Source organism: Natrialba hulunbeirensis JCM 10989 (assembly GCF_000337575.1).
GTDB classification, from domain to species: Archaea; Halobacteriota; Halobacteria; order Halobacteriales; family Natrialbaceae; genus Natrialba; species Natrialba hulunbeirensis.
The window spans coordinates 1-25,396 of sequence record NZ_AOIM01000014.1; the positions used below are offsets into that span (position 1 = coordinate 1).

Below are 25,396 nucleotides of genomic sequence, written 5' to 3' on the forward strand. Positions count from 1 at the left end.
CAGAGATGTGTATAAGAGACAGGTAGAAGCCCTCGTCCGTCGGCGGGCCGATGGCGAGGTCGACGTCGTCGTAGTGGCGCTCGACTGCCTGTGCGAGGCAATGGGAGGCCGAGTGGCGCATGACGGCGAGGTACTCCTCGGACTGATCCGTGATGATCTCGAGTTCGGCGCCGTCGTAGGCGGGTTGCTCCTTGGCGACGAGGTCGCCATCGAGTTTGCCGGCGACGGTGTCGCGGCCGAGACCGGGACCGATTTCGTAGGCGCAGTCTTCGACCGTTGCGCCCTCGTCGACGTGGAGTTCGGAGCCGTCCGGGAGGACGACCGTTAGCTGTTCCGCTGCCTCTGATTGTGGGTCTGATTCTGACATGGCTCTGGCTGGTTGTGACTGGTGAACTTCTGTTGGAGTGGTCCCTGCGAGAAGTTCGGATCGGCGTCCGCCTGACCGTGTTCGGGTCCGAGTTTGCGGTCGTGTGCGGCGTACACGTGTGCCGCTCTGCTGTGGGTCGCGGCCGACACAGCGAGCGGTAGGTGAGGGTTAGAAGCGGGCGAAAGCCCCTGTAAAGCGGACACCTACCATCGTAGCTACGGTTTGTCCGGTGCAGGATAAAAACATTGTGATGAGGGTGCTCTGGCAGATGTGTGTCCGGAGCGAAACAGGGCAGACAGAACAGACCAGGGTGGACAGAGTGACAGAGACGACGACCGAACGGTTTTGAGTCCACTTCGCCAACCGATCAACGTGTTGGATCCATCCGACGACGATCCGTTCGAGGACCCGTTTGCGGATGACCCACTCGACGATCCCTTCGGCGACGGCTCCACCGGAGACGGCGAAGCCGACGATGACATCGCGGGTACGTTCGAGTCGATCGATCGCTCGACGCTGCTGGCGTTCGTTACCGTCGGGGTCCTCGTCCACGGCGGAATCTTCGCAGCGAGCCTTGGTGCGATGCTTGTCGGGTTCCGAGGTCAGTGGGTCGTCGGCGGAACACTCGCAGTCGCTGGAGTAGCAGCGCTGATTCTCTCGGTGGGGATCTACCGTCGGTACAAGACCCAACAGGACACGTAACTCGTTGGCAACACGTCGCCCACTGGTAGTACGTCGGTCTCACAAATGGTTCGTGGAGTCCACACTCTTGCTCTCTTGCTCTCTCGCCCTCTCCCTTCTTGTCCCCCTCGCTGTCCCGCTCTCTCGTTGTCCCGCTCTCTCGTTGTCCCGCTCTCTCGTTGTCCCGCTCTCTCGTTGTCCCGCTCTCTCGCTGTCCCGCTCTCTCGCTGTCCCGCTGTCCCGCTCAATCCCGGTCGGCGAGCAACTCACTCGCCGTCACCAGCGCCTCCATCTCGACATCCGCGTCTTCGACGTTCTCACGGCCGCCCTCCTCGCGGTCGACGACCACCAGCGCACGGTTGACCGTCGCACCAGCCTCCCGGAGCGACTCGATCGCGTCGACCAGACTCGTCCCAGTCGTCACGATGTCCTCGAGTACCACCACTTCCTCACCTTCCTCGAGTTCCCCCTCGATCAGGTTGGCCGTGCCGTACTCCTTGCGCTGTTTGCGCGCGATCACGTAGGGTGCGCCGGCGACGACGCTGGTTGCGGCGGCGAGCGGGACGGCACCGAGGGCGACGCCGGCGAGTTTGTCGTCGGGGTCGATACGCTCGGCGAAGGCTTCGGCGACCGTTTCGAGGCAGTCGGGGTCGGTTTCGAAGCGGTACTTGTCGACGTAGTACTCGCTGGTGCCGCCGTGGGCGAGTTCGAACTCGCCGAACTGGACGGCATCGGCGTCTTGCAGCGCGTCGATCAGTGATTGGGTCTGGGTGTCGGTCGTCATTGCTCGAAGTGGCGAGACGAACCGAAATAAGCGGTGTGGAACCGAGTCGCCGGATCCACGACCCCGGCGTATCTTTTTGGTGGGACACACTGTATGCTCCGCTGACACCATGCGCGCAGCCGAACCCCATCCCGACGCTCAAGCCGTTCTCGACCTCTATGACTCCTTCGACGCACCGTCGTTCGATGAAGTCTCCGTCGAAACCGCCCGCCAACTAATGGCCGAGCTACGAGACGTCGAGCCCACGATCGAACTCGAGTCCGTCTCGGATCGCGACATCGATGGACCGAACGGCGAAGTTCCGATTCGTATCTACGAACCACGGCCGGCAGACGAGCGGGACGAACAGCCGCTCATCCTCTACTTCCACGGCGGCGGCTGGGTCATCGGCAGTATCGACACGCACGACGGCACTTGCCGAAAACTCGCGAGCGAATCCGGATACCCCGTCGTCAGCGTCGACTACCGCCTCGCACCCGAACACCCGTTTCCCGCCGGTCTGCAAGATTGCTACGCCGCACTCGAGTGGGCCGCCGACGCGGCACGGCGGCTCGACGCGGACCCGGAGCGACTCGTGCTCGCGGGCGACAGCGCTGGCGGGAACCTCGCGGCGGCGACGGCGCTTTGCAGTCGCGATCAGGATGGTCCGTCCGTCGCCTATCAGCTTCTGCTCTATCCGGTAACGGGGCCCGTCGAGGGGACGGACGCCTACGAGGAGAACGCCGAGGGCTACTTCCTGACGACTGACGACATGGACTGGTTCGAGGGCCACTACTTCGAGCGACCGATCGATCGAGGGAACATCTACGCAATGCCACGGCTCGCGAACGACCTCTCGGGACTGCCGCCGGCGACGGTCGTCACCGCGGGGTTCGATCCGTTGCGAGACGACGGGGCTGCCTACGCAGACCGGCTCGCCGACGCCGGTGTGGAGACCACTCACTACAACTACGACGACCTGATTCACGGCTTTTTCAGCATGATTCAGGAGCCGATGGCGATCGACCGCGCTCACGACGCCTACGACGATGTGAGCCGCGATCTGCAGGGGGCACTCGAGTCGTAACCGCAACTCGAACTAGGGCGGTTCCGATCGGTTCGGCGAGGATTGGATCGCGCCCACATAATTACAACAAGTCGTACCCAGACCGATCATCCCCAGGCTAGTTAGACAGGATTTGATACTATCTGGTACTTGCCGGCAACGATCCGCATACCAAGGCTATTTGTACACAGCCTTATCCGACTAGTCCGGTTTTGTACTAGTAGCCCATGAGTACCCAACCACTCTCTCCATCGACGAACGAGTCGGTACACATCCTGCTGGTTGAGGACAACCCAGGAGACGTGCGACTCGCACAGGAAGCGTTCCGGACCGTCGATATCGAGACGACGTTTCACACCGTCCGCGACGGCGACGAGGCACTGTCGTTCCTGCGAGAACAGGTGTCGACTGGGACTGAGTCGGCATCGGGTTCACGCACAGACTCGGACCCGGATTCGGATTCGGACTCGCCCTCGAACTCGACTCCAGATATCGATCTCGTCCTACTCGATCTGAATCTGCCCCGTACGAGCGGCTTCGAGGTACTCGAGGAGGTCCGAGACGATCCCGACCTTGCATCGTTGCCGGTTCTCGTGCTGACGAGTTCGGAGGCGACGGAGGATATCGCAAGAAGCTACGATCTGTGCGCGAACGCCTACCTCACGAAGCCGAACGGGCCGAGCGAGTTTGCCTCACTTGGAGAAGCCGTCGAGTCGTTCTGGATGGACGAAGCGGTGTTGCCGCCGACACCGTCGTAAGCGGGTGCGCTGGGTTCGCTGCTGTCTGCGGTTCTTGATTTCTCGAGACGCGATCGGCTCGGTGACCGGCCGTTACCAGGATTCGTTCTTCAGCGGCCGTTACCAGGGCTCGTTCTTCAGCGGCCGTTACCAGGGCTCGTTCTTCAAGCCGAGTTTGTACGCGATCATGTTCGTCGTCACGTGGAGAATCGGCGTCAGCACGACGACGACGAGGATGACGTCCCACGTAAACCACGTGAAGAACCACTCCGTCGCGAGTAGCGCCGTCAGCGGAAGCGAGACGACGACGAAGTCGAGCTGGTCGAGGCCGGGGAACATCGCACCGCGCTGACGGCCCGTTCGGCGCTTCAAGAACGAGGCGAGCACGTCGCCGAGCATCGCACCGGCGGCGAGTCCGAGCGCTGCGAGTGGCTCGAACGCCGGCACGGCAAAGCCGAGCACGCTGCTCACGTCGTCGGCGAAAACGGTCAACACGCCCGCGAGGACGAGTCCCGCCGTGATTCCCGCCGCCGTCCCGCGCCAGGTCTTGCCGTCGCCAAGCAACCGCGCGTCGCCAAGCGTCCGCCCGCCGTCGATCGGTCGGCCCCCGCCGCCGAGCACCGCCGCGTTGTTCGGAACGTACGCCGGCAACATCGCCCAGAACGCGATCACGACTGTCTCGAGTACTGCCATGTTCGCCGCGATGCGCTGAGATGCCTTAACCGGCAGTGATTCGGTCTCGTCCTCGGAGACGGTCGTGTTACACACGAAACACGAGGATCGGTAGACGTTAGGACGAATCGGGACGAACGACGACGTTCTCGAGTTCGGGAGCCGCGTCAGCCTGTTCTCCTGCTGTCGCTTCGAACGTACTGTCCTCACCAGCGGTTTCGAGCGTCCGGACGTTGTCCGCAACGATAGTCGCAAGCCGATCCCAGTGCTTCGGCGTGTGGCCGCCCGTATGCGGCGTGATGAGACAGTTCTCGAGGTCCCACAGCGGGTGCTCTGCCGGCAGCGGTTCGGGTTCGGTCACATCCAGCGCCGCACCGCGGATCGCGTTCGACTGCAGCGCAGACACGAGCGCATCGGTATCGACGATCCCGCCACGAGCGACGTTAACGACGACTGCGTTCGGCGGCAGCGTCGCGAGTTCCGCCTCGCCGACGAGGCCGCGGGTCAGGTCGTTCAGCGGGCAGGCGAGCACGATGTAGTCGCTGCGGGCGAACGCGTCGTGGATCGCTGCGTCGTCAAAGCCGATGATCTCGTCAGTCGGTCCGCCCTTCGACGGCGTGTACCTGACACCGATGGTTTCGACGCCGAAGCCCTCGAGTCGCGTGACGAGTTCCTGGCCGATCGAACCGAGACCGACGACCGTGACAGTGCTGTCGGTAAACTCGTGAGACTGGAAGTGTCGCCACTCGTTTTGCTGCTTGCGTCGCCATCCTTCGTGAAGATTCCGCGCAAACACCAGCATGTTGCCGATGGCCTGCTCGGCGATACCGGGCGCGTGAATCCCGCCCGCGTTCGTTACGGTGACGCCGTGCTCACGGAACGCCGCTGCCGGAAGATGGTCAGTGCCCGCGAAGACACAGGCGAACAACTCGAGTTGGTCGGCGCGCGCTAACAGGTCTTCGTCGATGCTGATCCCGGTCACGACGCGAGCCTGTGGGACGAGGTCGCGTTCGTCTGCAGGTGTTCGAGCGAGCGCGACGGTGTGGTTCGGAAGTCGCTCGCGCAGTCGGTCGGCGTACGAGTCCATCGAGAGTCCCTCCGTTCCTTCACGGAGGACGACGATATCGGGAGCGTCCATGCTGGACGGGAGTAGTGAGAGGGTGCTCTTACCGGTTGTGACCGGGCACGATGGTGGTGCCGTTGGCTGGGAGATGATGGGTTCGTCACGAATCCGACGCAGCAGCGCCCATTCGTTCACTGATTGGTGAGTATTCAGACGCAGAGAGAAGCAGTCCGCGCGAGATATTAAACTCCTTATGACTGGCCGACGAGGTCATCAGTATGATCCCGCCGATCGCAAACCGGTTCGTCGCCGGGGAGTCTCCCGCCGAGGCCCTCGATCACGTTCGAACCGTCAACCAGCGGAATGTGAACGTAATTGTCAATCTGCTCGGCGAACACTACGACGAGCGCGCACCCGCAAGCGACGACGCCGCGGAGTACCGATCACTCGTCGAAGACATCGCAAACGCCAATCTCGACGCCTGCATCTCCGTTAAACCCTCGCAGCTCGGCCTCGACCTGGGTGAAGATGTCTTCCGCGAGGAACTCGAGGACATCGTCGCCACGGCGGCCGACCGCGGCGTCTTCGTCTGGGTCGACATGGAAGACCACACGACGACCGATGCGACTCTCGACGCCTACGAGGAACTCGCCCGCGAATACTACGGCGATGAGGGTGCTGACGACCAGCAATCCTCGTCGGACCCGTGGGCCGACGGCGGCGTCGGCGTCTGCGTCCAGGCGAACCTCAAACGTACGCGAGAGGACATCGAACGACTCGCCGACGTTCCCGGCAAGGTCCGCTTCGTCAAGGGCGCCTACGACGAGCCAGCCGACGTGGCCTACACGAACACCCAGCGGGTCAACGACGAATACGAAGCGTTACTCGAGTACGCCTTCGAACACTTCGAGGATGGCGTCGCGGTCGGCAGTCACGATCCGGCGATGATCGAGCGGGCGATCGAGTTGCACGAGGAGTACGGGACGGAGTTCGAGATTCAGATGCTGATGGGTGTACGAGAGGACGCACAGTACGACCTCGCCGAGGAGCACGAGGTCTGGCAGTACGTCCCCTACGGCGGGCGCTGGAAGTCGTACTTCTATCGGCGCGTCATGGAGCGAAAGGAGAACCTCTGGTTCGCGCTGCGTGCGATCATTGGCCGGTAACAAGTGCAAGCGGGAAATAAAGGGAAGGGCTCATTAGCCCGTAGTGAGAGGGAAACGACATGGCTTCGTGGAAGCGGGACTTTGCGAGCGGCCTGATCGTTCTCGGGCCCGTCCTCATTACGCTCTACGTCATCTACTGGCTCTACGGCCTCATCGCCGGCATTACGCCCGGCCTCATTCTCGAGGCGGAGGCACTCGAGCCGTTGATTGCCGGCGAGCAGACACGCGAGCAGCTCGCACAGTTCCTTCGTGTTGTCGTCGCACTGACCGTCCTCACGATTCTGACGTTCTCTGTCGGCTATCTCATGCGGACGACGGTCGGCAGTCTGGTCGAGCGCCTCGTCGACAACGTCGCCAATCGGGTACCCGTCATGCGCGTCGTCTACAACGCGTCGAAGATGGCCGCCGAAACCGCCTTCGGTGAGCAGGAATCGCTGCAGACGCCCGTCAAACTCGAGGTGTGGGACGGCCTTCGAATGACGGCGTTCAAGACGGGGAAAGTCACCGAAGACGGCAGAGAGGTGCTGTTCCTCCCAACGTCGCCGAACATTACGACTGGATTCGTCATCGAGGTCCACTCAGAGCGCATTACCGAGCTAGATGAGGACGTCGAGGATGCGCTGACCCGGGTGTTGAGCGCGGGCTTCGGTGATGCGGACCGAACGCGCGGTATGGATGCGGGCGTTCCGATCGACGTGATCGACGAGAGCAGCGCGAAGAAGACACGACCCGACGACGACTGAGCGTTCTTTCTCCTACCGTCCGTTCTTGCTGTGGAGTCAGCCCCATCCAGTACGCCAGCCACTTCGAGCAGGAGTTCCGAAGAGTGGATCGACCGCAGCAACCCCGCTTGTGGGGATGTGAGTGGAGACGGAAATGAGTCTCTGAGCCGTTCGAAAGTTGGGTACAGACGTCAGCAAACGAAGCGTGGCTCCCTCAAACGTACTGGAACCACTCGTCGTACTCGTCGGTCGTCCGCTCGACGACATCGAAGAACCGCGACTGAATATCCTCGGTCACTGGACCGCGCGAGCCATCACCGATAACGACGTTGTCGATCTTCCGAATCGGTGTCACCTCTGCCGCAGAGCCGGTGAAGAACAGTTCGTCGGCCGTGTTGAGCTCGCCCCGCGAGATGGAGACATTGTCGTGAACCGTATAGCCCAGATCCTCGGCGAGCGTAATCACCGTGTTGCGGGTGATGCCGTCGAGAATCGACTCCGAAAGCCCCGGCGTAAAGATCTCGCCGTCACGAACGAGGAAGATATTCTCGCCCGGCCCCTCGGCGACGTTACCCTCCTTGTTGAGAACGAGCGCTTCGGCGTAGCCGTTCCGGCGTGCCTCCTCGCCCGCGAGCAGACTGTTGGCGTACAGCCCCGTCGTCTTGGCGTTCGTCGGCACCTGACTCGAGGCGTGCTTGCGCCAGGAAGAGACCATCACATCGATGCCCTTCTCGAGTGCCTCCTCCCCGAGATAGGTCCCCCAGGGCCAGGCGGCGATGGCGGTGCGGGTCGGACAGTCGTCGGGACTGACGCCGAGTGAGTTGTAGCCGTAGAAAGCCACTGGACGAATGTAACACGAGGAGAGGTCCTGTCGGCGGATGAGTTCGAGTGTCGCCTCGGTCAGCTCCTCGCGCGAGTGGTCGATCTCCATCTCGTAGGGCTGTGCGGACTGGAAGAGACGGTCGAGGTGTTCCTCCCAGCGGAAGATTGCGGGGCCGTTTTCGGTGTCGTAACAGCGTGCGCCTTCGAAGATGCCGCTGCCGTAGTGGAGGCCGTGTGTGAGGACGTGGATCTGCGCATCGTCCCAGTCGACGAATTCACCGTCCATCCAGATCGTGTCGACGTCCATGTCGTCGAATCCCATGATGAAGTGTGTTGCAAGCCACCGTACTAAGTGTTCGCGATTTCCGAGGCAAGCCCTGCCTGTGGTGAGTCTCGCGGCGAGAGCGGGCGGATCACGGCTGCAGCCGGTCGGAGTTAGTCCCGGAAGCGGGTTGCCTCGATTGCGACGGCAACGAAACCGACGACAGCGATGGCGACGGCCCCGAACTGTAACAGCGTCGCGAAGGCGCTGTCGGGACTCGAGTCGTGGTCGTTGTGCTCGCCGTGTGTGTGATCTTCGTGATCCGCGTGATCGTCGTGTGCGTGGTCTGCGTGCTCATCGTGAGCGTGCTCGTGGTCGTGGTCGTGGTCGTCGTCAGGATCGTGAGCGTGCTCGTCATGATCAGGATCCGCGTGATCGCCGTGACCGTCAGCCGAAACGGCAGTTGCATCGATCCATTCACTCACATACGATCCGTCGGGAGCGCCGGTCACGCGAAGATCCCAGTGACCCTCGTCAGGAAGGGGTTGAACCGTCGCGTACGTGCCATCGTCGTGGGCCTCAAGTTCGACTTCGATCTCCGTCCCCTCCTCACTGCTTGCAAGCAGCCGGACAGATTGGTCCGACTCGATCGGCTCTCCGTCGTCGAGGAATGTAACCTCGAAGACGATCGGTTCGTCCGCCTCGAGTGTGAACGACTCGGGCGTCGCGTCGGCGGCCGGGAGCGCCGTCACCTCGACGAGTACGTCGTCGTACTCGTACTCGATCGTCGCCTCGGTGACATCGTCGTCGACGCCCGCGACCGCGGCCGTCGGCGCGGACGTAAGCACCCCCGAGAGGAGCACGACGACGATCACGAGTGCAACCTCGAGTCGGACGGCGCGAGCAATTCGGGTGCCCGTTGCGAAGTCGTCGTCCCGGTCGACTCCACCGTCCGTGCTCGCCGGTCGTGCATCACCGGCCGGTGTGGTTTCGTCGGCCGACTCGAGTCGACCCAGGAGGACGAACCGGGTGACACCGCCGAGTGCGAGTGCGGCGGCGATGAGGACCAGTTTCGCGACCAGTGTGAGACCGTAGACGGTGTCCGTGAGACCGTCGGCGGTCGGGACGTGCCACGAGGCGAGGACGAATCCCGTCGCCACGACGAGTGTGACGCCGACGAGCGCAAGGATCGAGTACCGACGGATCGTGCGTGCGAGGAGCGCGGATCGGTTGTCGGTGTCGGCCGCGCGAACGTGTGGAACGACGACGAACGCGAGGACGACCAGTCCACCTGCCCAGAGCCCGGCCCCAACGAGATGGACGAAATCGACGGCTGCCCCCTGCAGTCGGTCGATCGCAGTCGCTGAGTGACTGGTCCAGGCGATCGTTCCCGCGATGGCGAGCGCCGTGACGAACGTGCCGACGAGCGACGTGCGACGGGGCGGGCGTCCACGAGACATCGCCACCGTGATCCCGACCAACACGAGGCTGAGGGCGGACTGGACGAGCCAGGCCTGACCGAGTGGGGTCTCCGCGAATTGGGAGATCGTCTCGACGGAGAGTGGTCCCAGTGCCGTGCTCCGGGCGAGTCCGAGCGCGAATGCGCCGACGAGCGTGAGTAGTGCACCACCCACGAGCAGTCGGCTGAGACGGCTGTCGATCGCCTCTCGTCGCTCCGTGCGAGCGAAGACGGGACCGACAGCGAGGGTTGTGATCGCCGGAATGCCGATTAGGCCGACGACGCCGACGAGCAACAGCGCTTTCGCGCCCGCCTCGACCGGCGGGATCGATTCGTCGGTCTCGTCGTCTTCGTACCCCTCGAGAACGGCGTCGCGGTCGAGCGGTTCGTCGCCGACGGCGAAGAAGAACGAGCCCGAGGTGGTGTGGCCGTCGTCAGCGAGGACCTCCCAATCGACGGTGTACATGCCATCCGCACCGTCAGTGTCAGCGTCGGTATCGGCGCTGGCGTCGGCCTCGGCGTCTTCGATTGGCACACGGACAACCTGCGTGTCGTCAGAATCGATTTCGGGTGCGGCCGAGACGATCTCACCGTCCGGCCCTTCGACGGTGATGTCGGCGTTAACGACACCGTCACCCGAGAAGGAGAGGGAGACCTCCTCGGGCACCTCGTCGACCTGCTCACCGTTCGCCGGATTTGATTCGCTCAGATAGGCGTGGGCCGCGGCTGGCGTCGCAACGAGCCCGATTGCGAGGGTCGCGACGACGAGACACGCGAGTATCGCCGCGAGGAGCGACCGGCGAGCGGGCAAGCCGTGTCCAGCGGGCGACGATCTCGCACGCATCGGTTAGCGGAGTCGACTGGAGTAGCCGACGCCCGAGTCACCGACGTACTGGACCGTGTCGACGCCCTCCTCGACCTCGACGTGGTCGACGAGTTCCTGTGCGTCCATATCCACGATCGCGACGATGCCGTCCTCGTCGGCGGGCGTAACGAAGTACTCGCCGCCGGCGACGCCGGAGCGGTGGAAGTGGTGAGCGCCCTCGGGGCGGACGATGTCGCCGACGTCGACCGTCTCGACGACGTCGAGTTCGTCGACGTCGATGATCGACGCCTCGTCGGTATGGGTGTGAGCGGTTGCGGCGTAGAGCGTGCCGTCGTCGGCTTCGTAATAGCGGAGCGCGTCGGGGCCCTCACCGACGTCGACGGCACCGAGTTCCTCGCTGTCCTCACTGGTCGCGTCGATGAATCGGATGCTATCCCCGTCGAGGAAGCCGAGCACCTGCTCGTCGGGCGAGAGGTACATTCCGCCCGAGAACGCGAGTGTGTCGACGATGTCGTCGTCCTCGGTGTCCACGACGACAGTCTCGTCTCCGTATTCGAAGTACGCGAGCCCCGTTTCGGGGCTGTACGCCTTGTAGTGGGTGCCCTGCTCCTCGTCGTCGAATTCGATGAAATCGCTTCGCTCGTAGTTTTCGAGGTCGATCACCGGTGCGCCGGGGTCGTTCACGTTCGTCGCGTACCCCATCGAGCCGAGGTCCTCGTGGTAGAGCAGTTTGCCGTGACCCTCGTTCTCGAGGCCCGACTCGACGATTTCCGTGACCTCGTGAGCGTCTGTGTCGATGACGTAGAACATGCCTTCGTCGTCGGCATGAACCCACATCTCGTCGTCGTTCGGGTGATACATGTGCGTTGGTCCCGGACCGATGTCGACTTCGTCGACGATCTCGCGGCCGTCGGTGTCAATGACGAGCACCTGCGAGGGTGACTCTCGAATGACGTAGATCTCGCTGTAGTCCGCAGTGATTCGCGGATCTCCCCATCCTTCGTCGTCGATCCCGTCCGTGATTTCGTCGACGAGTTCGCCGTCCTCGGGGTCGATGATCGCGATTGTATTCGGCGCGAAGGCGTAAACGACCCCGTCGCTGCCATCACCATTGCCGTCGCCGTTACCGTTCCCGTCGTCACCGTTCCCCGCCCCATCTCCACCGTTCTCCTCACCGTTTTCATCGTCGTCACTCAGACAGCCGGCGAGCGCAACCACAAACCCGCCGCCCATTGCCTGCACGAACCGTCGTCGATCTGTGGAGGGTTCCATACCCGACTCTCCACACCCCGTATTATTCGTGGTTATGGTACGGCTGTCGAAAACGTGGTTCAGTTCTCGAATCCCGAACGCGGCGACGAACGCTACCGATCTCCCGACTCGTCGAGCAATCCATCCACCAGCCGCGTAAACCGGTCGACCAGCCGATCCGGCACCGTCGGCTCGACCGTCGACAACAATCGTCCCGTTTCCTCCGCATTGGCGAGTCGAAGCGTCACCCGATTGCGCTCGTCGTAGGACTTCTCGACGACGCCCTGTTCGACGAGTCGGTCGAGGTGGTACTCGAGTGTACTCCGTGCAATGCCGAGCGTGTCAGCGACCGCGCCCGGAGTTGTGGGTTCGTGTTCGATGAGGTGGACGACGATGGTACGGGCGGTTTCACGCCGGAAGAGTGCGAGGGTGGCGCGTTGCCACTCATCGTACTCGGGAGGATAGTAGTGGGTTCGGCCGTAGAACTCGCTGCGGACGAGTTCGTCTGCGGCGAGGAGTTGTCGGATGTGGTACTGGACCTGGCCAGGGGCGAACTCGGATTCGCGGACGAGTTCGTTGAAGTGGATGCCGGCGTTGTCCTGTACGTGGGTTCGAATCTGGCGTCGGGTTGTCGTCATAGTGTGAGAGAGTGGTGTGTCTGTTGGAGATTGGCGGTGGATCGGGGAGTGGGGGACACAGTTGCGTTGGGGAGATCAGTTGTGGTCGTGGTCGTAGCCGTGATCGTAGTCGTGGCCGTGGTCGTAGTCGTAGCCGTGATCGTAGTTGTAGTTGTAGTCGACTACGAGTTGGGTAGCAGCGCCTATGGGTGCGATCACCATAACGCGTTTTGCTCGTTCCCGATCGTCGGGAACGGTCCGAAATCCGAACCGTGGGTGTTGTGGGGCCGAGCGCGTCGCCGGTCAGCGGCGGCGGTTCGCTCTGTCGCCGGAAAAGCGACGATCGAAGCACATACGTCGGTTCGTTCCGGACCATCGCACGTAGCTTCGTGTCGATGAACCATACGAATCCGTTCGAGGTCGAGTGGCTCGCACCCGAGTTCGCGCCCGTGTTACTCGCCGTAATTTTCCTCGCGGTCGCCGGCACGACGATCCTCTTTGGCGCGGCAATCGTGGCCTACTCGCGGCGGCGAACGACCCGCTATCTGTTGATCACGATCGTGCTCGGATTGCTCGTCGCGCGGTCGCTAGTCGGACTCGGAACCGTGTTCGGCCTCGTCCCGATGACGGTACACCATCTCGTCGAACACAGCAGCGACTTCGCGATTGCTGTCCTCGTCCTGTACGCCGTCTATCGGAGCGGAACAGCGGCGGCCGAGTAAGAGACCGTCGTATTCCCGCTGAACCCGTTCTCAGGCGAGTCGGTCGATGACTTCGCGTCCCTCGAGATACGCGAACTCGTGGTCGGCGGCGTACGCGCGCGCATCTGTCGGCGAAAGCGCCTCTCCCGACTCGTCGTCTAACATCTCACAGACGACGACCGCAGGCGAGAGGTCGGCCGCATCGGCGAGCGCGAGGCCGAGTTCCGTGTGTCCCTCGCGCTGTGCCAGCAGCTCCGGTGCGCCCTTCAGCAGGTGGACGTGACCCGGAACCCGGAACTCGTCGGCGAACGCGGTCGCGTCGGGATCTGCTGCAGCCTCGCCGAGCGCCTGAATCGTCGTCGAGCGGTCGTTGTCCGTAATGCCGGTGTAGGTGTCGCGGTGGTTGACCGTCAGCGAGAACGACGAGCGCTCGTCGTAGCCGAGCTGGTGGTCGGCGGTCGCGGGATGGTCGACCTCCTCGCCGTAGAACGGCAGGTCGAACGCCTCGGCCGTCTCGTGCCCGAGTGCGACACAGACCAGTCCGCCAGCATCGTTCCGGAGCCGAGTGACGGCGTCGGACGTGACGAAATCAGCGTGATAGATGAGGTCGGTCTCGCCCTCGCGGTCTGCCGCATCGTGGACGAGAATCGGCTCGCCGGCCTGCAACGCCGCCAGCGCGTCGTCCACCGAGGCGTCACCGGCGGTGTCGAGACTCGCGTTCGCATCGCCCGACCCGCTCGCCTCACTTGACGTCGTCCCCGCGTGCTGGCCCGTCATTCGCGATCACCCACCGAAATCGTGACGTGGTCGTCGTCGGCCAACTCGAGTGCGTCCCGGAGCTTCTCGGGGGCGATGACCTCGAGTTGGTCCTCGTCGTGGTGGGTTCGTTCCGGGGCGATGGTGTGGGCGGTCTCGTAGGTCTGCCCGTCTGCGGTCTCGACTGTCGCCGAGTAGCAGACGGCAGGACCGTAGGTGCGATCGTCGTCCTCCCAGCCGTCGATCGGGACGGGATCGAGCGAGGAGACGGCGCTCCGGCGGCGGACACTCTCGTCTCGAAGTTCGACGTTGAGCGTGCCGGGGAACGGCTCGTAGCCGAGGCGGTCCTCGAACTGGCGCTGGTAGCCGGGCAGCGAGATGTAGTGGCGGCCCTCGCCCATGCCGCTGGTGACGGTGCCCTCGAGTTCGACCTCGGAGTCTGCCTCGAAGATGCGGCGGTAGTCCTCGTACTCGGCGTGGAGTGCGCGCTCGCCGTCGTCGGTGATGGCGACCCACTGGCCATCGCTGACGGTATCGCGTTCGAGGAGGGCAGCGCTTTCGAGGCGCTGGAGGCGTCGGGAAGCGGTCTGGTTGGAGGCATCGAGGCGGTCTGCGAGGTGAGAACAGGAGATTTTGACGTCGCCCGCGAGTCCGCCCTCGAGTGCGAGAAGCTTCAGGACGGCGAGTTCGTCGTGGCCGACGGCAGATTCCGCTGTCGTTGACATAGACGAGGCTTTGTCAGCACCAGTCAAAAGCGTACCGAATGTGGTATGCGTATCAAAACTGCTACGGAGTTCGCGAGCGTTTATTCGCTCTTCGTTATCGTCGTCTTCGCGTGACCGTGGAAAAGCCCTCCGATACCGGCGGTACGTCTGACAGCGTGCTCACAGCTCCGTTGCAACAGTGTCTTCGATTGCGGCGACGCGGTCCGAGTCGAACGTGAAGAATCCCTCCCAGACGCGATCGCCGGTTTCGAGACAGACCAGCGCCGCGCTACGAGGGACAGTACTCGAGTCCCCATCGGATCGACGCAGCGGAGTGAAAGCACTCCGGCTGGCACCTGGTACGTCCTCGTGTGGATGCTGGTCAGTCGGTCCCTCGTTGTCGGGACGATAGACGACGAACCAAGCGGTTCGATACAGTCGACTCCGGCCGGTGTGGACGGTGGCCTCGATTGCAGGCGGGTCGGAACCACCGACGCCGTAGACGTGAACATCGACGTCCGTTCGCCCGAGTTGGTCGTATACGGCACGGGTTCCGACTTCGTCTTCGATCCGAGAGAGATACTGGAACGAACTCCGGAGGATGCCACTCCCGTTCGACCAGGCGAGTTGCTCGATGTAGCGCGAGAGCAAGATTAACAGCAGCTTCTCCTTGTGCGAGCGGGGATACCCCCGCAGCTCGAGCCGGGTGTTCTCGAGTGCAGCCAGCACAGCCGGGAGTTCGATCGAGCCGAGTCCGCGGCTCCCAGTCATGAACAGGTCGGAGTTGATCGCGAGAATCGCATCGTACAGGTCGTCCATCGGCGAGGCCGCGATCGGTTCACCATCTTCGAGTGCAACGACGACAGTGTCGTGTGCGTCGAGGACATCGTCGAGACGCCGGTCGGCTCCCGCGACTATCGATCGGTTAGCGGCCGTCACTTCGACGTGCGGACTGTCGACGGAATCCGCAAGGAGGTCAGTCAACGGCCCGCGCTCGGCACGGTCATCCGCAGCGACGACAGCAAGCGACCGGCTGGCTGTCTCGAGCGAGTCGAAAAACGATCGAAGCGTCACTGCCGGACGTTCTGTGTGTGCGGTTGTAAGGATTATTGCCGATATTGCCGATTTGGAGCCATCGAGGACCAGGATTTCGGGCTGTTTTGCTTCGTCTTGCTTCGGTTCGCTTCGAGTACGACCGGCTGGAGTACCCAGATTGGAGCCGCGATGCAGTCACGAGTTCGTGCTGATCCAGTCGGAGGTAGTCGCGATTCAGTCGCCCGTGACTGGATCGCGCGCCCAGAACTCGCTTCCCTTCTTTAGCTTCGGGACCCACGTATCGCTGGTCTTCGAAAGGAGCGCGACGCGAGAGGAGGGGACGCCCTTGCACTCGGTGAACTCGGGCATGTAGTCGGCGACGGATTCGGCGAACTCGACGACCTCCTCGTGGTCGGGCATCGACGAGCGGTCGAGTCGGCCCTGGGAGTGGCCGACGTGCATGTACGCCTTGAGTTCGATGAAATCGGGATCTGCCTGCTGGTAGAAGCCGGCGTACCAGTCGGGGTGGTGCATGTTCTCGCCTTTGACCAGCGTCGTCCGCAAGACCGTTCGGGTCTCCTCTTTCTCCCGCAGGACGTCCATCGTCTCGAGGAGGCGATCCCAGGCGTCGTCCTCGACGGCCTTGACGACCTGATCGAACGTGTGTCGTTCGGGGGCGTCGACGCTGACGTACAGCTGGGTGGGGTCACACTCACGAAGCACCTCGGGACGGGTGCCGTTCGAGACGAGGAACGTGGTGATGTCTCGGTCGTGGAACGCCTCGAGTAGTTCCGGGAGGTAGGGATACAGCGTCGGTTCGCCGTCGAGAGAGATGGCGACGTGTCGAGGTTCCATCGCCTCGTCGAAGACCTCCCGTGGGACCTCGTCGTTCCCGCCGAAGCCCGACAGGAGCCGCTTCTGCAGGTCGATCGAGGCGTCCACGACAGCTTCGGGGTCGTCCCACTCGACGCCGTCCATCTCGTAGGCGTGGCCCTGGTGGTCACGCCAGCAGAAGACACAGCGCTCGTTGCACTTGACGACCGGCGTCATCTGGATGCAGCGGTGGGACTCGATGCCGTAGTAGATGTTCTTGTAGCACCGGCCCTCACCGCGCAGGGCGTTCGCCGTCCAGCCACAGGTCTGGGCGGCGGTGTGATTCTCGCTGTGGTAGTTCGGACTCGAGACCTGTGCGGGTCCACCGTCGCGGTTACCACCGTCTGTCCCTGAATCGGCATCGGCGTCGGCATCGGCCCCCACCTCGCCGTCGACGCCTGCGTCGGCGGAATCGCTCATGTTGCTCTCGCTTGGATAGGAGCCACTAAAAGACGTGTGGTGTCGCGCGTTGAATTCAGAAGGATACCGGGATACAGTGGGCTACTCCGTACGTTCCTCGGAGCTACTGCCAACGTTCGGACCGGGCGGCAACTCTCCCGGTTCGGCCGGTTCGTCCTCCTCGTTCGCAATTTCGCGCTCGAACGTGTACAGGACGAGTCCAGTGTTCGCCGTCATGATGACACCCGTCGTCGGAACCGACGCGAACAGATGAAGACCGACGCCAAGCAGGAAGGGGACCGCCGCGACTGCAGCCCAGAGTTGTGAGCGTGAAACGTCGTTTCGCACCGCATCGCGACCGACATAGACGTATATCAGCACCGTTCCGACGACGCCGAACAGCACGATCGCCGCGTCGACTGCATCCATACGTGGCTCTTCGCCGGGACACGCAAAAGCGTTCTGCGTGGCGTCGGCTGCTGCTGACACGCCTGCCTCACAGAGGCCCTCACCGAATCCGTTCGAACATGCGGTTATCGAATTCGCTCGAGCACCGACAGCGTCCCGTCGGCGTGTGCTTCAGTGAGCACCTCGTCGGCTGTCGCTCGTGCCGCGTCGTCGGCGTTCGAGACGGCAAAACTGCGGCCGACGGCCTCGAACGTCGAGACGTCGTTGATCGAGTCGCCGATCGCAACGGAGTCCGCGAGGGCGAATCCGACATGGTCCGCAATGATCTCGACGCCGTCGCCTTTGTTCTGGTCGGTGTCCTTCACGTGGTAGGCGTAGCCGGTGTCGATCACCTCGAGTCCGGCCGCGGCGGCAAGTTCGCGCAACGGCTCCAGGGGCTGGTCGCGACTGACGGCAACTTCCGTCTCACGCCAGCGGTTGACCGTGTCGCCGTCACCCCAGCCGAGGTCGTAGCCGGCGGCGCGGTACTCCGTAGCGACCGTTCGTGCAGCGTCGGCGTCGGCCGTGACGTGAACGTCCTCACCAGTGTAGACGATGCCGCCGTTTTCGGCAACGACCAGTTCTGGAACGCCGATAAAGTGACAGAGCGCGATCGGATAGGGGAAGGCCTTCCCGGTGGCGAGCACGACCGGCGCGTCCCACTCCCGAAGCGGATCGAACACGCGCGGGTCGATACCCCAGCCGTCGGGTCGGGTCAGCGTCCCATCGATATCGAGAATCAGCGGTGGCGTGGACATACACGCAGCTAGGGGACCAGTACCTAAAACCATCTGACTGTCGTCGCCAATTGCAATCGGACTGCACCGATTCGACCGTCGTCTCGGGCGGTCGAGAACTGAGGACACACCATCAGTAATTCACAACGGTTGTACCAATTGATACAGCTGTGGGACTAGTTATACTATCCCCGACATGACCTGTGTGGCGATAAGAACTAAGAGCAGTGCTGGGCGTTAGCACCTATGGTGTGGAAGGGACGACGTCTCATACCGTCGTTCATCAGACGAAGTTACGCATTGAAGTTTGGTGTTGTCTTCCTCGTTCTCGGGCTCACGATCGGTGGCCTCGGGCTCGTTTCGACGACGCTGCTCTCGGAAAACGTCGAGGAAACCGCCCTCGACGAACGCCAGGACGCAGCCTATCAGGAAGGGATCGCCATGGAAAATTGGCTCGAACAGAATCACAACCTCGTCGCTGCGACGGCAGACGCTCCCGTAACCGACAGCGGTGACCCGGAGCAAGTCGACGACTATCTCCAGGAGATCTACTACGACATGCCCGAAGAGCGCATGAACGCGCTCTACGTCGATACCGAGTCCGGTGACATCATCACGAGCATCGGCTCCGACGCCGACAATCTAGAAGCACTCGAGTTCCCCGACACTGCGGATCTCGACGGCGATATCTCGACGAACCTGGTCCAGCAGACGGAGCCGTACATGATGCCCGATCAGCTTGGACTCTCGTCGGATGCACACCCGGTCATTTCGTACTACGTCGGTGTCGACGACGGTGAGGGAGCGCTCGTGTTCACCTTCGACCTCTCCGAACGCTCGACTGAAATGGTCTCCGCCGCGGATTCGGGGACCGTCGTGACGATCGTCAACGAAGACGGAGAGATCGTCGGTGACGACGCCTATCTGGGCAACGACGGCGAAGGGAACGAGGAAACGCTGTCGTTCCTCTCCACGTACGAGGATCAAAGCGGCGTCCTCGAGGCAGCCCAACTCGAGAACCGTGGTTCGCTCCGCGTCGATGGTGCGCCGAGCGAAACCCTCCAGAGCGAGCCGTATAATTTCGATCCCGACGGCTACGTCGTCGGATACTACACGACGAGCGAGGACTGGACCGTGCTCGTGCACACGACGGAGGCAGATGCGCTCGGCTTTGCCAATACCGCAACCCAGTTCGGCCTCTTGATCACGTTCGTCGGCGTCGCCGTCATCGGTGTGTTCGGTACCGTTCTGGGACGGAACACGGCCCGGTCGCTCAGCGATCTCTCGGGCAGCGCAGCGGCGATCGAAGACGGCGAGTACGACACCGCCGTCGAATCCGATCGCATCGACGAAATCGGCGGCCTTTACAACTCGATCGACGACATGCGCATCTCGCTGGTCGACCAGATCGAGGAGTCCGAGCAGGCGCGGACACAAGCAGAGCAGGCCCGCGAGGAGTCAGAACAGGCCAGAGAGCAGGCCGACGAGGCTCGCGAAGAGGCAGAAGTGGCGAAAGAACGCGCAGAACGCGCCCGCCAGGACGCCCAGGAGATGAACGAGCAGCTCGAACAGACCGCAACCGAGTACTGCGCCGTCATGCAAACCTGCGCCGACGGCGACCTGACCCAGCGCCTCGATCCGGACACCGAAAGCGAGCCGATGGCCGAGATTGCTGTCACGTTCAACGAGATGGTGGACGACCTCGAGCGCACCGTCGGCAGCGTCTCGACGTTCGCCGGCGACGTCTCCGCGGCGACCGACGACGTGCAGGCTCGCGCGACCGAACTCGAGTCCACGAGCGAGACGGTCAGCGAGTCCGTCCAGCAGATTACGGGCTACGCGGACCAGCAACACGAGCGCATGGAGACCATCTCCGGCGAGGTGCAGGGAATCTCCGCGAACATCGAGGAGATCGCAGCGACCGCCGACACGCTCGCAGAAACGTCACAGCACGCGGCCGAACGGGCCAACGACGGCCGCGAGTCGGCCGGCAACCTCGTCAGCGAGATGGAAGATATCGAGGAGCGAACCGAGGCGACACTCGAGGCAATCCGTGACCTCGACGAGTCGATGGCGGAAATCGACGAGATCATCGATGTCATCACGGATATCGCGGACCAGACGAACATTCTGGCGTTGAACGCCTCTATTGAGGCGGCACACGCCAGCAACGCTAGTGCCAGCGACGGCGGCCGAAACGGCGGCAGTAGCCGCGCCGGAAACGGCTTCGCCGTCGTCGCCAACGAGGTCAAACAGCTCGCAGAGGAGACCAAGGAGTCCGCCGCGGAAATCGACCAGCTCATCGACACCGTCCAGTCCCAGACCGACGAGACGGTCAACGAGATGGAAGCAATGCGCGAACACGTCGTTTCGGGCACCGAAACGGTCGAACAGTCCGCGACGGCGTTCCGCGAAATCGAAGCCGAAGTAACTGAAGCCGACCACGGTGTTCAGGAGATCAGCGACGCGACCGACGGCATCGCCACCTCGACGCAGGAGCTGGTCACGATGGTCGACGACGTGACCGAAATCAGTACCGAGACGGCGAGCGAGGCGAGCGACGTCGCCGCCGCCGTCGAGCAGCAAACGGCCGCCATTTCGACCGTGAGTGAGAACGCTGACGACCTCTCCGAGCAGTCGGTAACGCTGCAAGAGTCGCTCGCGGCGTTTACGACCGATATCGACGGAACCGCTGGGGACCTCGGAGCGGGTGATGCGGTTACGACTAACGAGAGGGGCGACACCGACAACGATACCGACGACAGCACCGACGACGACCAGCCCGGCACCGAACTCGAGTACGTCGACCCAGACGAATCCGAAACGCTGCCGGTCGACGCTGCCGAATCGAATGCACTCGAGGAGAGTCGGGAGAGCCGTGTGGACGAGGAAAGCGGAGAGGGTGAGGAGGGCGAAGTTGCGGCGGCGGAACAAGCGCAATCGACCGCGGCGACCGCTGGCGAAGGCAGCACGTCAGCAGGTGAAACTGCAGCCGACGACGATGATGACGACCCTCACGCACTCCCCGCCGGCGAGAACGAGTCGGAACCGAGTGCACTCGAGTCCGGACTCGAAGACGACGAGGAGAGTGATGGAGGTGATGAGGGTGGTGACGGTGACAGCGAAATCGACGGCGCAGAACCTGCAGACAACGCCGAAGGCGGCGATGAGGACGACACTGAGAGCGAGGAGTCGGATCAGGCCGTAGACATCATCGACGACGAACGGCAGGCAGAGGACGATAGTGAGAGTGAGAGTGAAAGTGAAAGTGAGAGCGATGACGAAGACGGTGTGGACAACGATACCCAGTCTAGTGCCGACTCCGACGACGAGGGTGGCGCAGACGACGCAGGTAACGCAGACAACGAAGGTGGCGTAGACGACACGGACGGCACACCCAACACAGCCAACACAGCCAACACAGACCAGAACGCTGCGACCGAAGCAGACGGCGAAGCAACCGAAGCTGAAGTCGATGGAGAGACAGACGCAGACGAAACCCAACTCGACGAGGCAGACACCACCGACTCGAGTACGTAGCTGAACTCACCCTCCGGTTGGTGCCGGAGTTTACCCGAAAGTTCTCGAGTGACTGTTTTCCGCGGTGTGCTGCGAGAGCGCGTGTGCTGTGGCAGTACGTGTCGGCTGCGAGTGACTTTATGACCGCAGCTCTGGTAGCGGTTGTATGGCTGAAACGAAAGTTGCAATCGTGACTGCGGCAGGAAGCGGTATCGGCGAAGCGTGTGCCCGGAAACTCGCTGCGGATGGCTACACGCCGGTGTTGTTGTCACGGTCGGGGAGCGCCGTCGAGGTGGCGAACGACCTCGGCGGGGATGGCTTCGAAGGCTCGGTGACGGACCCCGACGACCTGGCAGCCCTCGTGGAGGCGACACACGACCGATACGGGCGTATCGACGCCGTGGTAAACAACACCGGCCACCCGCCGTCCGGCGGCCTTCTCGACATTTCGGACGAGGAGTGGCACGAGGGACTCGATCTCGTGCTGTTGAACACCGTTCGGATGGCCCGACTCGTCACACCGATCATGGACGCGCAGGGCCACGGGTCGATCGTGAATATCTCCACGTTCTCGGCGTTCGAACCCTCGAGTGCGTTCCCCGTCTCGTCGGTACTTCGGGCTGGCCTCGGGAGTTTCACCAAACTCTACGCCGACCGGTATGCCTCGGCGGGAATCCGGATGAACACGGTCCAGCCCGGATTCGTCGACAGTTACGACGTCGACGAGGAGACCGCAGCCCAGATCCCGATGGAGCGACCGGCAAAGACGACAGAGATCGCGGACGCGGTCGCGTACCTGCTCTCGCCCGCGGCAAGCTATCTGACTGGACAGAACATCCGCGTCGATGGTGGATTGACAGCGTCCGTGTAAGCGGTGTCGAGCAGTCGCCGCTCGAGTGCGAGAAGCAAAGAGCCAACAACCAACAGGGTGGAAAAAGCGGCTACAGCTGCGGCCAACGGATCAGAACCACGGGACCCAGACCGTCGTCGGGAAGACCCCTGCAACGTAGAGTAGCGCCACCAGGAACGTCCCGAAGACGATCGCCGCGGCGGGTGGGTCGACGTGGGTGTCGCCGTGGGCGTAGAAGGTCCGCTGGAAGAGTTCACCGAAGAGCGCGCAGATGATCCCGAAGACGAGGCCGACGATCAGTGCGACCTCGAGTCCCGTGTTCGCGAGCAGTGCGGCGCTGTCGTAGGCGACTGGCGCGCCATCTGCTGCCTCGGCAGGGAGCGAGACGGCAAGTGCGGCGGTCGCCGCCGGCAACGTGATATGGTGGGTCACCGGCACCTTCTCGACGCCGCAGTTGAGGAAGACCAGCGAGGCCGCGCTGATCCCGAAGCCGAGGAAGGCGCTGCCGGACGCGATGCCGACGTACGCGCCGAGGATACCCGCGACGAGGCCGATCATGGCGACGTGACTCCAGTGGTACTGATGCGGGAGCCACGGTTCGACGGTGAATCGAGCCTGCTGGGCTGGGGCCTGGGTCGCCGACGCGTCCGTAACAGCCTGGGGTTCGCCGTCTGCGCGAGCCTGGCTCTGGCCACCGTCAGTCGCCGTCCGGCGCTCCTCGCGCTCGAACGGCGTCATGTCGAGGATACCCGACCCGCGGACCTTCCCGATGATGCTGTAGCCGAGAATCAGCCGGTGGAACAGCGCGGAGAGCACGACACCCATCGCAATTGGGTCGTAAGGCATCCCCAGCCCCTCGGAGACGACGACGAGCCAGTAGCCGAGGATACCGAACGCACCACCCACGGCGAGCACGTCGGGCTTCGTCCCGAGCGCGTAGGCGATGTTCTTCGCCTCGTGATAGTCGTAGTCGGTGTCGAGGTAGCCCTTCCGTGCAGCGTAGGCCGTCGCGGCCACACCGCCGGCGAACGAGATTGCGGGCGAGAACGGCGGTCCGAACGCGATCTGATCGGTGATCGCAGCGGCCTCTGGGTCAACGAGCACCGCCGCCTCCCCGGCGATCACCATGAAGCCGGTGAAGATGAACGCCGGCAGCGGCCCGAGTGCAGCGCCGAACGCACCGCCCGCGAAAGCGGCGATCATTTCGGCGACGTCGAGCAGTTGCTCTATCATGCACCGTCACCGCTGTCGCTCGCGTCACTGTCGGCTCCCGTCTCAGAACCGTCCCGCGCCCAGTCGAGCGATCGGTCGACCGCATCGAGCCAGCGCTCGTAGCGCGCATCCGCCGTCTCGGCGTCCATCGTCGGATCGAAGGTCCGGTCGACCTGCCAGTTATCGCGCAGGCTGTCGACGTCGTCCCAGTAGCCGACCGCGAGGCCGGCCGCGTAGGCCGAGCCGAGCGCCGTCGTCTCGTCGACGACCGGGCGAACGATCTCCGAACCGATGATGTCCGACTGCAGCTGACAGAGGAAGTTGTTCTTGACCGCGCCGCCATCGACCTTCAGCGACCGCATCTCGATTCCCGAATCGGCCTCCATCGCTTCCGCGACATCCCGAGTCTGGTACGCGATGGACTCGAGTGTCGCACGGACGACGTGGCCCTTGCGAGTACCGCGGGTCATCCCGACGATGGTGCCGCGGGCGCGCTGATCCCAGTGGGGCGCGCCGAGGCCGGTGAAGGCAGGGACGACGTAGACGCCGTCGGTCGTGTCGACGCTGCGGGCGAGTTCAGCCGTCTCGGAGGGGTTGTCGATCAGCGACATGTCCTCCAGCCACTCGATGGCCGCGCCGGTGACGAAGATGGAGCCCTCGAGTGCGTACTGGACTGGCTCGCCGGAGCGCTGGAAGCCGATCGTCGTCAGCAGCCCGTGGTCGCTCTTGACGGCCTCGTTGCCGGTGTTCATCAGGAAGAACGAGCCCGTGCCGTAGGTGTTCTTGGCGTCGCCGGCGTCAAAGCAGGTCTGACCGAACAGGGCGGCCTGCTGGTCGCCGAGTGCACCCGCAACGGGGATCTCGGCCTCGAGGAAGCCCTCGGGGTCGGTGGTGCCGTAGGTCTCGTCGTCGCTGGAGGGCCGAACCTCGGGGAGCATCGCCTCGGGAATCGAGAACTCCTCGAGGAGGTCGTCGTCCCACTCGAGGTCGTGGATGTTGTACAGCATCGTCCGCGAGGCGTTCGTCACCTCGGTGATGTGCTCGCCCGTGAGGTTGTAGATCAGCCAGCTATCGATCGTCCCGAAGAGGACGTCGCCGTCCGCCGCGCGATCGCGGATGTCCGCCGGACGGGCGCGCTCCATCTTGATCGGATCGGCTTCCTCGAGTAGCCACTCGGCCTTGGTCGCCGAGAAGTAGGCGTCGGGTTCAAGGCCAGTCTTCTCGCGGACGGTCTCAATCGTGCCGTTTGCCTCGAGTTCCTCGATGCGCTCGGTGGTCCGGCGGTCCTGCCAGACGATGGCGTTGTGGACCGGCTTGCCCGAGTCGGCGTTCCACAGCACGGTGGTCTCGCGCTGGTTGGTGACGCCGATCGTCTCGAGTTGCTCGGGGCTGATACCGGCCTGGCCGAGTGCCTGCGTGATGACTGCCTTCGTGTTCTCCCAGATCTCCATCGGGTCGTGTTCGACCCAGCCGGGTTCGGGATAGAACTGCTCGTGTGTTTCGTATGCGTTCGCGACGACCTGCCCATCGTGATTGAAGACGATGAAACGGGTGCCGGTCGTTCCCTGGTCAACTGCGCCGACGTATGTTGTGTCTGTCACTGTGGTCACCCCGGATCGGTCACGTACCGAGTTTACCGTCGGTTACGTGCTATTGATAAACAGTCACGACGATCATTATAAATGTTAC

At 63.2% G+C, this 25,396-nt stretch carries 25 protein-coding genes; 8 read left to right on the plus strand and 17 right to left on the minus strand.

The features are described 5' to 3' along the window. The coding region (locus C483_RS04855; protein ID WP_006652239.1) for a TGS domain-containing protein at positions 1-367 on the minus strand (367 nt) is incomplete at its 3' end. 372 nt (positions 368-739) lie between these two features. On the opposite strand from C483_RS04855, the gene C483_RS04860 reads away from it, so the two are divergent. Continuing rightward, a complete protein-coding gene (locus C483_RS04860) occupies positions 740-1,069 on the plus strand; it encodes a DUF7322 domain-containing protein (RefSeq protein WP_049912435.1) in 330 nt (109 codons plus the stop codon). A gap of 223 nt (positions 1,070-1,292) precedes the next feature. On the opposite strand, the gene pyrE is transcribed toward C483_RS04860, so the two are convergent. Then, positions 1,293-1,832, minus strand: coding sequence for an orotate phosphoribosyltransferase (pyrE, locus tag C483_RS04865; RefSeq protein WP_006652241.1), 540 nt, complete (start codon positions 1,830-1,832; stop codon positions 1,293-1,295). Between the two features lie 109 nt (positions 1,833-1,941). Between pyrE and C483_RS04870 the strand changes: the two genes are divergently transcribed. Next, positions 1,942-2,898, plus strand: coding sequence for an alpha/beta hydrolase (locus C483_RS04870; RefSeq protein ID WP_006652242.1), 957 nt, complete (start codon positions 1,942-1,944; stop codon positions 2,896-2,898). Between the two features lie 206 nt (positions 2,899-3,104). Further along, a complete protein-coding gene (locus tag C483_RS04875) occupies positions 3,105-3,635 on the plus strand; it encodes a response regulator (RefSeq protein ID WP_006652243.1) in 531 nt (176 codons plus the stop codon). Between the two features lie 126 nt (positions 3,636-3,761). Here the strand turns inward: C483_RS04875 and C483_RS04880 are convergent, their stop codons facing one another. Further along, entirely contained in the window at positions 3,762-4,307 is a 546-nt protein-coding gene (locus C483_RS04880) for a CDP-2,3-bis-(O-geranylgeranyl)-sn-glycerol synthase (protein WP_049912455.1), read from the minus strand. A 97-nt stretch (positions 4,308-4,404) separates the two neighbouring features. Further along, on the minus strand, positions 4,405-5,424 hold the full coding sequence (locus C483_RS04885; RefSeq protein ID WP_006652245.1) for a D-2-hydroxyacid dehydrogenase: 1,020 nt from the start codon (positions 5,422-5,424) through the stop codon (positions 4,405-4,407). A 203-nt stretch (positions 5,425-5,627) separates the two neighbouring features. Between C483_RS04885 and C483_RS04890 the strand changes: the two genes are divergently transcribed. Both C483_RS04890 and C483_RS04895 read left to right on the plus strand, forming a co-directional pair. Further along, the gene (locus tag C483_RS04890; RefSeq protein ID WP_006652246.1) at positions 5,628-6,515 is read left to right on the plus strand and encodes a proline dehydrogenase family protein; all 888 of its coding nucleotides are present in this window, start codon (positions 5,628-5,630) and stop codon (positions 6,513-6,515) included. A 59-nt stretch (positions 6,516-6,574) separates the two neighbouring features. After that, on the plus strand, positions 6,575-7,258 hold the full coding sequence (locus C483_RS04895; protein WP_006652247.1) for a DUF502 domain-containing protein: 684 nt from the start codon (positions 6,575-6,577) through the stop codon (positions 7,256-7,258). 193 nt (positions 7,259-7,451) lie between these two features. On the opposite strand, the gene C483_RS04900 is transcribed toward C483_RS04895, so the two are convergent. The 5 genes from C483_RS04900 to C483_RS21050 form a co-directional block, all read right to left on the minus strand. Continuing rightward, positions 7,452-8,381, minus strand: coding sequence for a branched-chain amino acid transaminase (locus C483_RS04900; protein ID WP_006652248.1), 930 nt, complete (start codon positions 8,379-8,381; stop codon positions 7,452-7,454). Positions 8,382-8,494: 113 nt separating this feature from the next. Then, complete coding sequence (locus tag C483_RS04905) at positions 8,495-10,624, minus strand: copper resistance CopC/CopD family protein (RefSeq protein ID WP_006652249.1); 2,130 nt, start codon at positions 10,622-10,624, stop codon at positions 8,495-8,497. Positions 10,625-10,627: 3 nt separating this feature from the next. Beyond that, positions 10,628-11,878 carry a YncE family protein gene (locus C483_RS04910; protein WP_006652250.1) on the minus strand — a complete coding sequence of 417 codons (1,251 nt, stop codon included), beginning with the start codon at positions 11,876-11,878 and terminating at the stop codon, positions 10,628-10,630. Between the two features lie 92 nt (positions 11,879-11,970). Beyond that, positions 11,971-12,495, minus strand: coding sequence for a winged helix-turn-helix transcriptional regulator (locus tag C483_RS04915; RefSeq protein ID WP_006652251.1), 525 nt, complete (start codon positions 12,493-12,495; stop codon positions 11,971-11,973). Between the two features lie 75 nt (positions 12,496-12,570). Next, the gene (locus tag C483_RS21050; protein ID WP_275039987.1) at positions 12,571-12,693 is read right to left on the minus strand and encodes a hypothetical protein; all 123 of its coding nucleotides are present in this window, start codon (positions 12,691-12,693) and stop codon (positions 12,571-12,573) included. 176 nt (positions 12,694-12,869) lie between these two features. Here C483_RS21050 and C483_RS04920 point away from each other — a divergent pair, with 176 nt between their 5' ends. Then, positions 12,870-13,196 (plus strand): DUF7471 family protein, encoded by a 327-nt coding sequence (locus C483_RS04920; RefSeq protein WP_049912456.1) that lies wholly within the window; start codon positions 12,870-12,872, stop codon positions 13,194-13,196. A 30-nt stretch (positions 13,197-13,226) separates the two neighbouring features. Here C483_RS04920 and ribB read toward each other — a convergent pair whose 3' ends face one another. The 6 genes from ribB to C483_RS04950 all read right to left on the minus strand — a co-directional run bounded on the left by ribB (position 13,227) and on the right by C483_RS04950 (position 18,147). Continuing rightward, on the minus strand, positions 13,227-13,952 hold the full coding sequence (gene ribB, locus C483_RS04925) for a 3,4-dihydroxy-2-butanone-4-phosphate synthase (RefSeq protein ID WP_006652254.1): 726 nt from the start codon (positions 13,950-13,952) through the stop codon (positions 13,227-13,229). After that, positions 13,949-14,656 carry a DUF120 domain-containing protein gene (locus tag C483_RS04930; RefSeq protein WP_006652255.1) on the minus strand — a complete coding sequence of 236 codons (708 nt, stop codon included), beginning with the start codon at positions 14,654-14,656 and terminating at the stop codon, positions 13,949-13,951. Before C483_RS04930 ends, ribB begins: the two co-directional genes overlap by 4 nt. A 159-nt stretch (positions 14,657-14,815) precedes the next feature. Next, positions 14,816-15,709, minus strand: a complete 894-nt coding sequence (locus C483_RS04935) for a hypothetical protein (RefSeq protein WP_006652256.1) — start codon at positions 15,707-15,709, stop codon at positions 14,816-14,818. Between the two features lie 195 nt (positions 15,710-15,904). Next, a complete protein-coding gene (gene twy1, locus C483_RS04940) occupies positions 15,905-16,963 on the minus strand; it encodes a 4-demethylwyosine synthase TYW1 (RefSeq protein ID WP_006652257.1) in 1,059 nt (352 codons plus the stop codon). Positions 16,964-17,044: 81 nt separating this feature from the next. Beyond that, positions 17,045-17,371 (minus strand): hypothetical protein, encoded by a 327-nt coding sequence (locus C483_RS04945; RefSeq protein WP_006652258.1) that lies wholly within the window; start codon positions 17,369-17,371, stop codon positions 17,045-17,047. 104 nt (positions 17,372-17,475) lie between these two features. Next, entirely contained in the window at positions 17,476-18,147 is a 672-nt protein-coding gene (locus C483_RS04950; RefSeq protein WP_006652259.1) for an HAD-IIB family hydrolase, read from the minus strand. Between the two features lie 279 nt (positions 18,148-18,426). Between C483_RS04950 and C483_RS04955 the strand changes: the two genes are divergently transcribed. Together C483_RS04955 and C483_RS04960 are read left to right on the plus strand one after the other, a co-directional pair. Further along, a complete protein-coding gene (locus tag C483_RS04955) occupies positions 18,427-21,666 on the plus strand; it encodes a methyl-accepting chemotaxis protein (protein WP_006652260.1) in 3,240 nt (1,079 codons plus the stop codon). Positions 21,667-21,811: 145 nt separating this feature from the next. After that, a complete protein-coding gene (locus tag C483_RS04960; protein ID WP_006652261.1) occupies positions 21,812-22,516 on the plus strand; it encodes an SDR family oxidoreductase in 705 nt (234 codons plus the stop codon). 90 nt (positions 22,517-22,606) lie between these two features. On the opposite strand, the gene C483_RS04965 is transcribed toward C483_RS04960, so the two are convergent. Both C483_RS04965 and glpK read right to left on the minus strand, forming a co-directional pair. After that, entirely contained in the window at positions 22,607-23,728 is a 1,122-nt protein-coding gene (locus tag C483_RS04965) for a hypothetical protein (RefSeq protein WP_006652262.1), read from the minus strand. Then, positions 23,725-25,308 carry a glycerol kinase GlpK gene (gene glpK, locus C483_RS04970; RefSeq protein WP_006652263.1) on the minus strand — a complete coding sequence of 528 codons (1,584 nt, stop codon included), beginning with the start codon at positions 25,306-25,308 and terminating at the stop codon, positions 23,725-23,727. Before glpK ends, C483_RS04965 begins: the two co-directional genes overlap by 4 nt. Positions 25,309-25,396 lie beyond the last annotated feature (88 nt).

Coding starts and splice junctions, on each gene's coding strand:
- C483_RS04880 (WP_049912455.1), bottom strand. CDS start 4,307: ATGGCAGTACTCGAGACAGTCGTGATCGCGTTCTGGGCGATGTTGCCG.
- C483_RS04895 (WP_006652247.1), top strand. CDS start 6,575: ATGGCTTCGTGGAAGCGGGACTTTGCGAGCGGCCTGATCGTTCTCGGG.
- C483_RS04875 (WP_006652243.1), top strand. CDS start 3,105: ATGAGTACCCAACCACTCTCTCCATCGACGAACGAGTCGGTACACATC.
- C483_RS04945 (WP_006652258.1), bottom strand. CDS start 17,371: ATGGATGCAGTCGACGCGGCGATCGTGCTGTTCGGCGTCGTCGGAACG.
- C483_RS04910 (WP_006652250.1), bottom strand. CDS start 11,878: ATGGAACCCTCCACAGATCGACGACGGTTCGTGCAGGCAATGGGCGGC.
- ribB (WP_006652254.1), bottom strand. CDS start 13,952: ATGACGGGCCAGCACGCGGGGACGACGTCAAGTGAGGCGAGCGGGTCG.
- C483_RS04960 (WP_006652261.1), top strand. CDS start 21,812: ATGGCTGAAACGAAAGTTGCAATCGTGACTGCGGCAGGAAGCGGTATC.
- C483_RS04890 (WP_006652246.1), top strand. CDS start 5,628: ATGATCCCGCCGATCGCAAACCGGTTCGTCGCCGGGGAGTCTCCCGCC.
- C483_RS04885 (WP_006652245.1), bottom strand. CDS start 5,424: ATGGACGCTCCCGATATCGTCGTCCTCCGTGAAGGAACGGAGGGACTC.
- C483_RS04950 (WP_006652259.1), bottom strand. CDS start 18,147: ATGTCCACGCCACCGCTGATTCTCGATATCGATGGGACGCTGACCCGA.
- C483_RS04915 (WP_006652251.1), bottom strand. CDS start 12,495: ATGACGACAACCCGACGCCAGATTCGAACCCACGTACAGGACAACGCC.
- C483_RS04870 (WP_006652242.1), top strand. CDS start 1,942: ATGCGCGCAGCCGAACCCCATCCCGACGCTCAAGCCGTTCTCGACCTC.
- pyrE (WP_006652241.1), bottom strand. CDS start 1,832: ATGACGACCGACACCCAGACCCAATCACTGATCGACGCGCTGCAAGAC.
- C483_RS04920 (WP_049912456.1), top strand. CDS start 12,870: ATGAACCATACGAATCCGTTCGAGGTCGAGTGGCTCGCACCCGAGTTC.
- C483_RS04930 (WP_006652255.1), bottom strand. CDS start 14,656: ATGTCAACGACAGCGGAATCTGCCGTCGGCCACGACGAACTCGCCGTC.
- C483_RS04965 (WP_006652262.1), bottom strand. CDS start 23,728: ATGATAGAGCAACTGCTCGACGTCGCCGAAATGATCGCCGCTTTCGCG.
- twy1 (WP_006652257.1), bottom strand. CDS start 16,963: ATGAGCGATTCCGCCGACGCAGGCGTCGACGGCGAGGTGGGGGCCGAT.
- C483_RS04900 (WP_006652248.1), bottom strand. CDS start 8,381: ATGGGATTCGACGACATGGACGTCGACACGATCTGGATGGACGGTGAA.
- C483_RS04905 (WP_006652249.1), bottom strand. CDS start 10,624: ATGCGTGCGAGATCGTCGCCCGCTGGACACGGCTTGCCCGCTCGCCGG.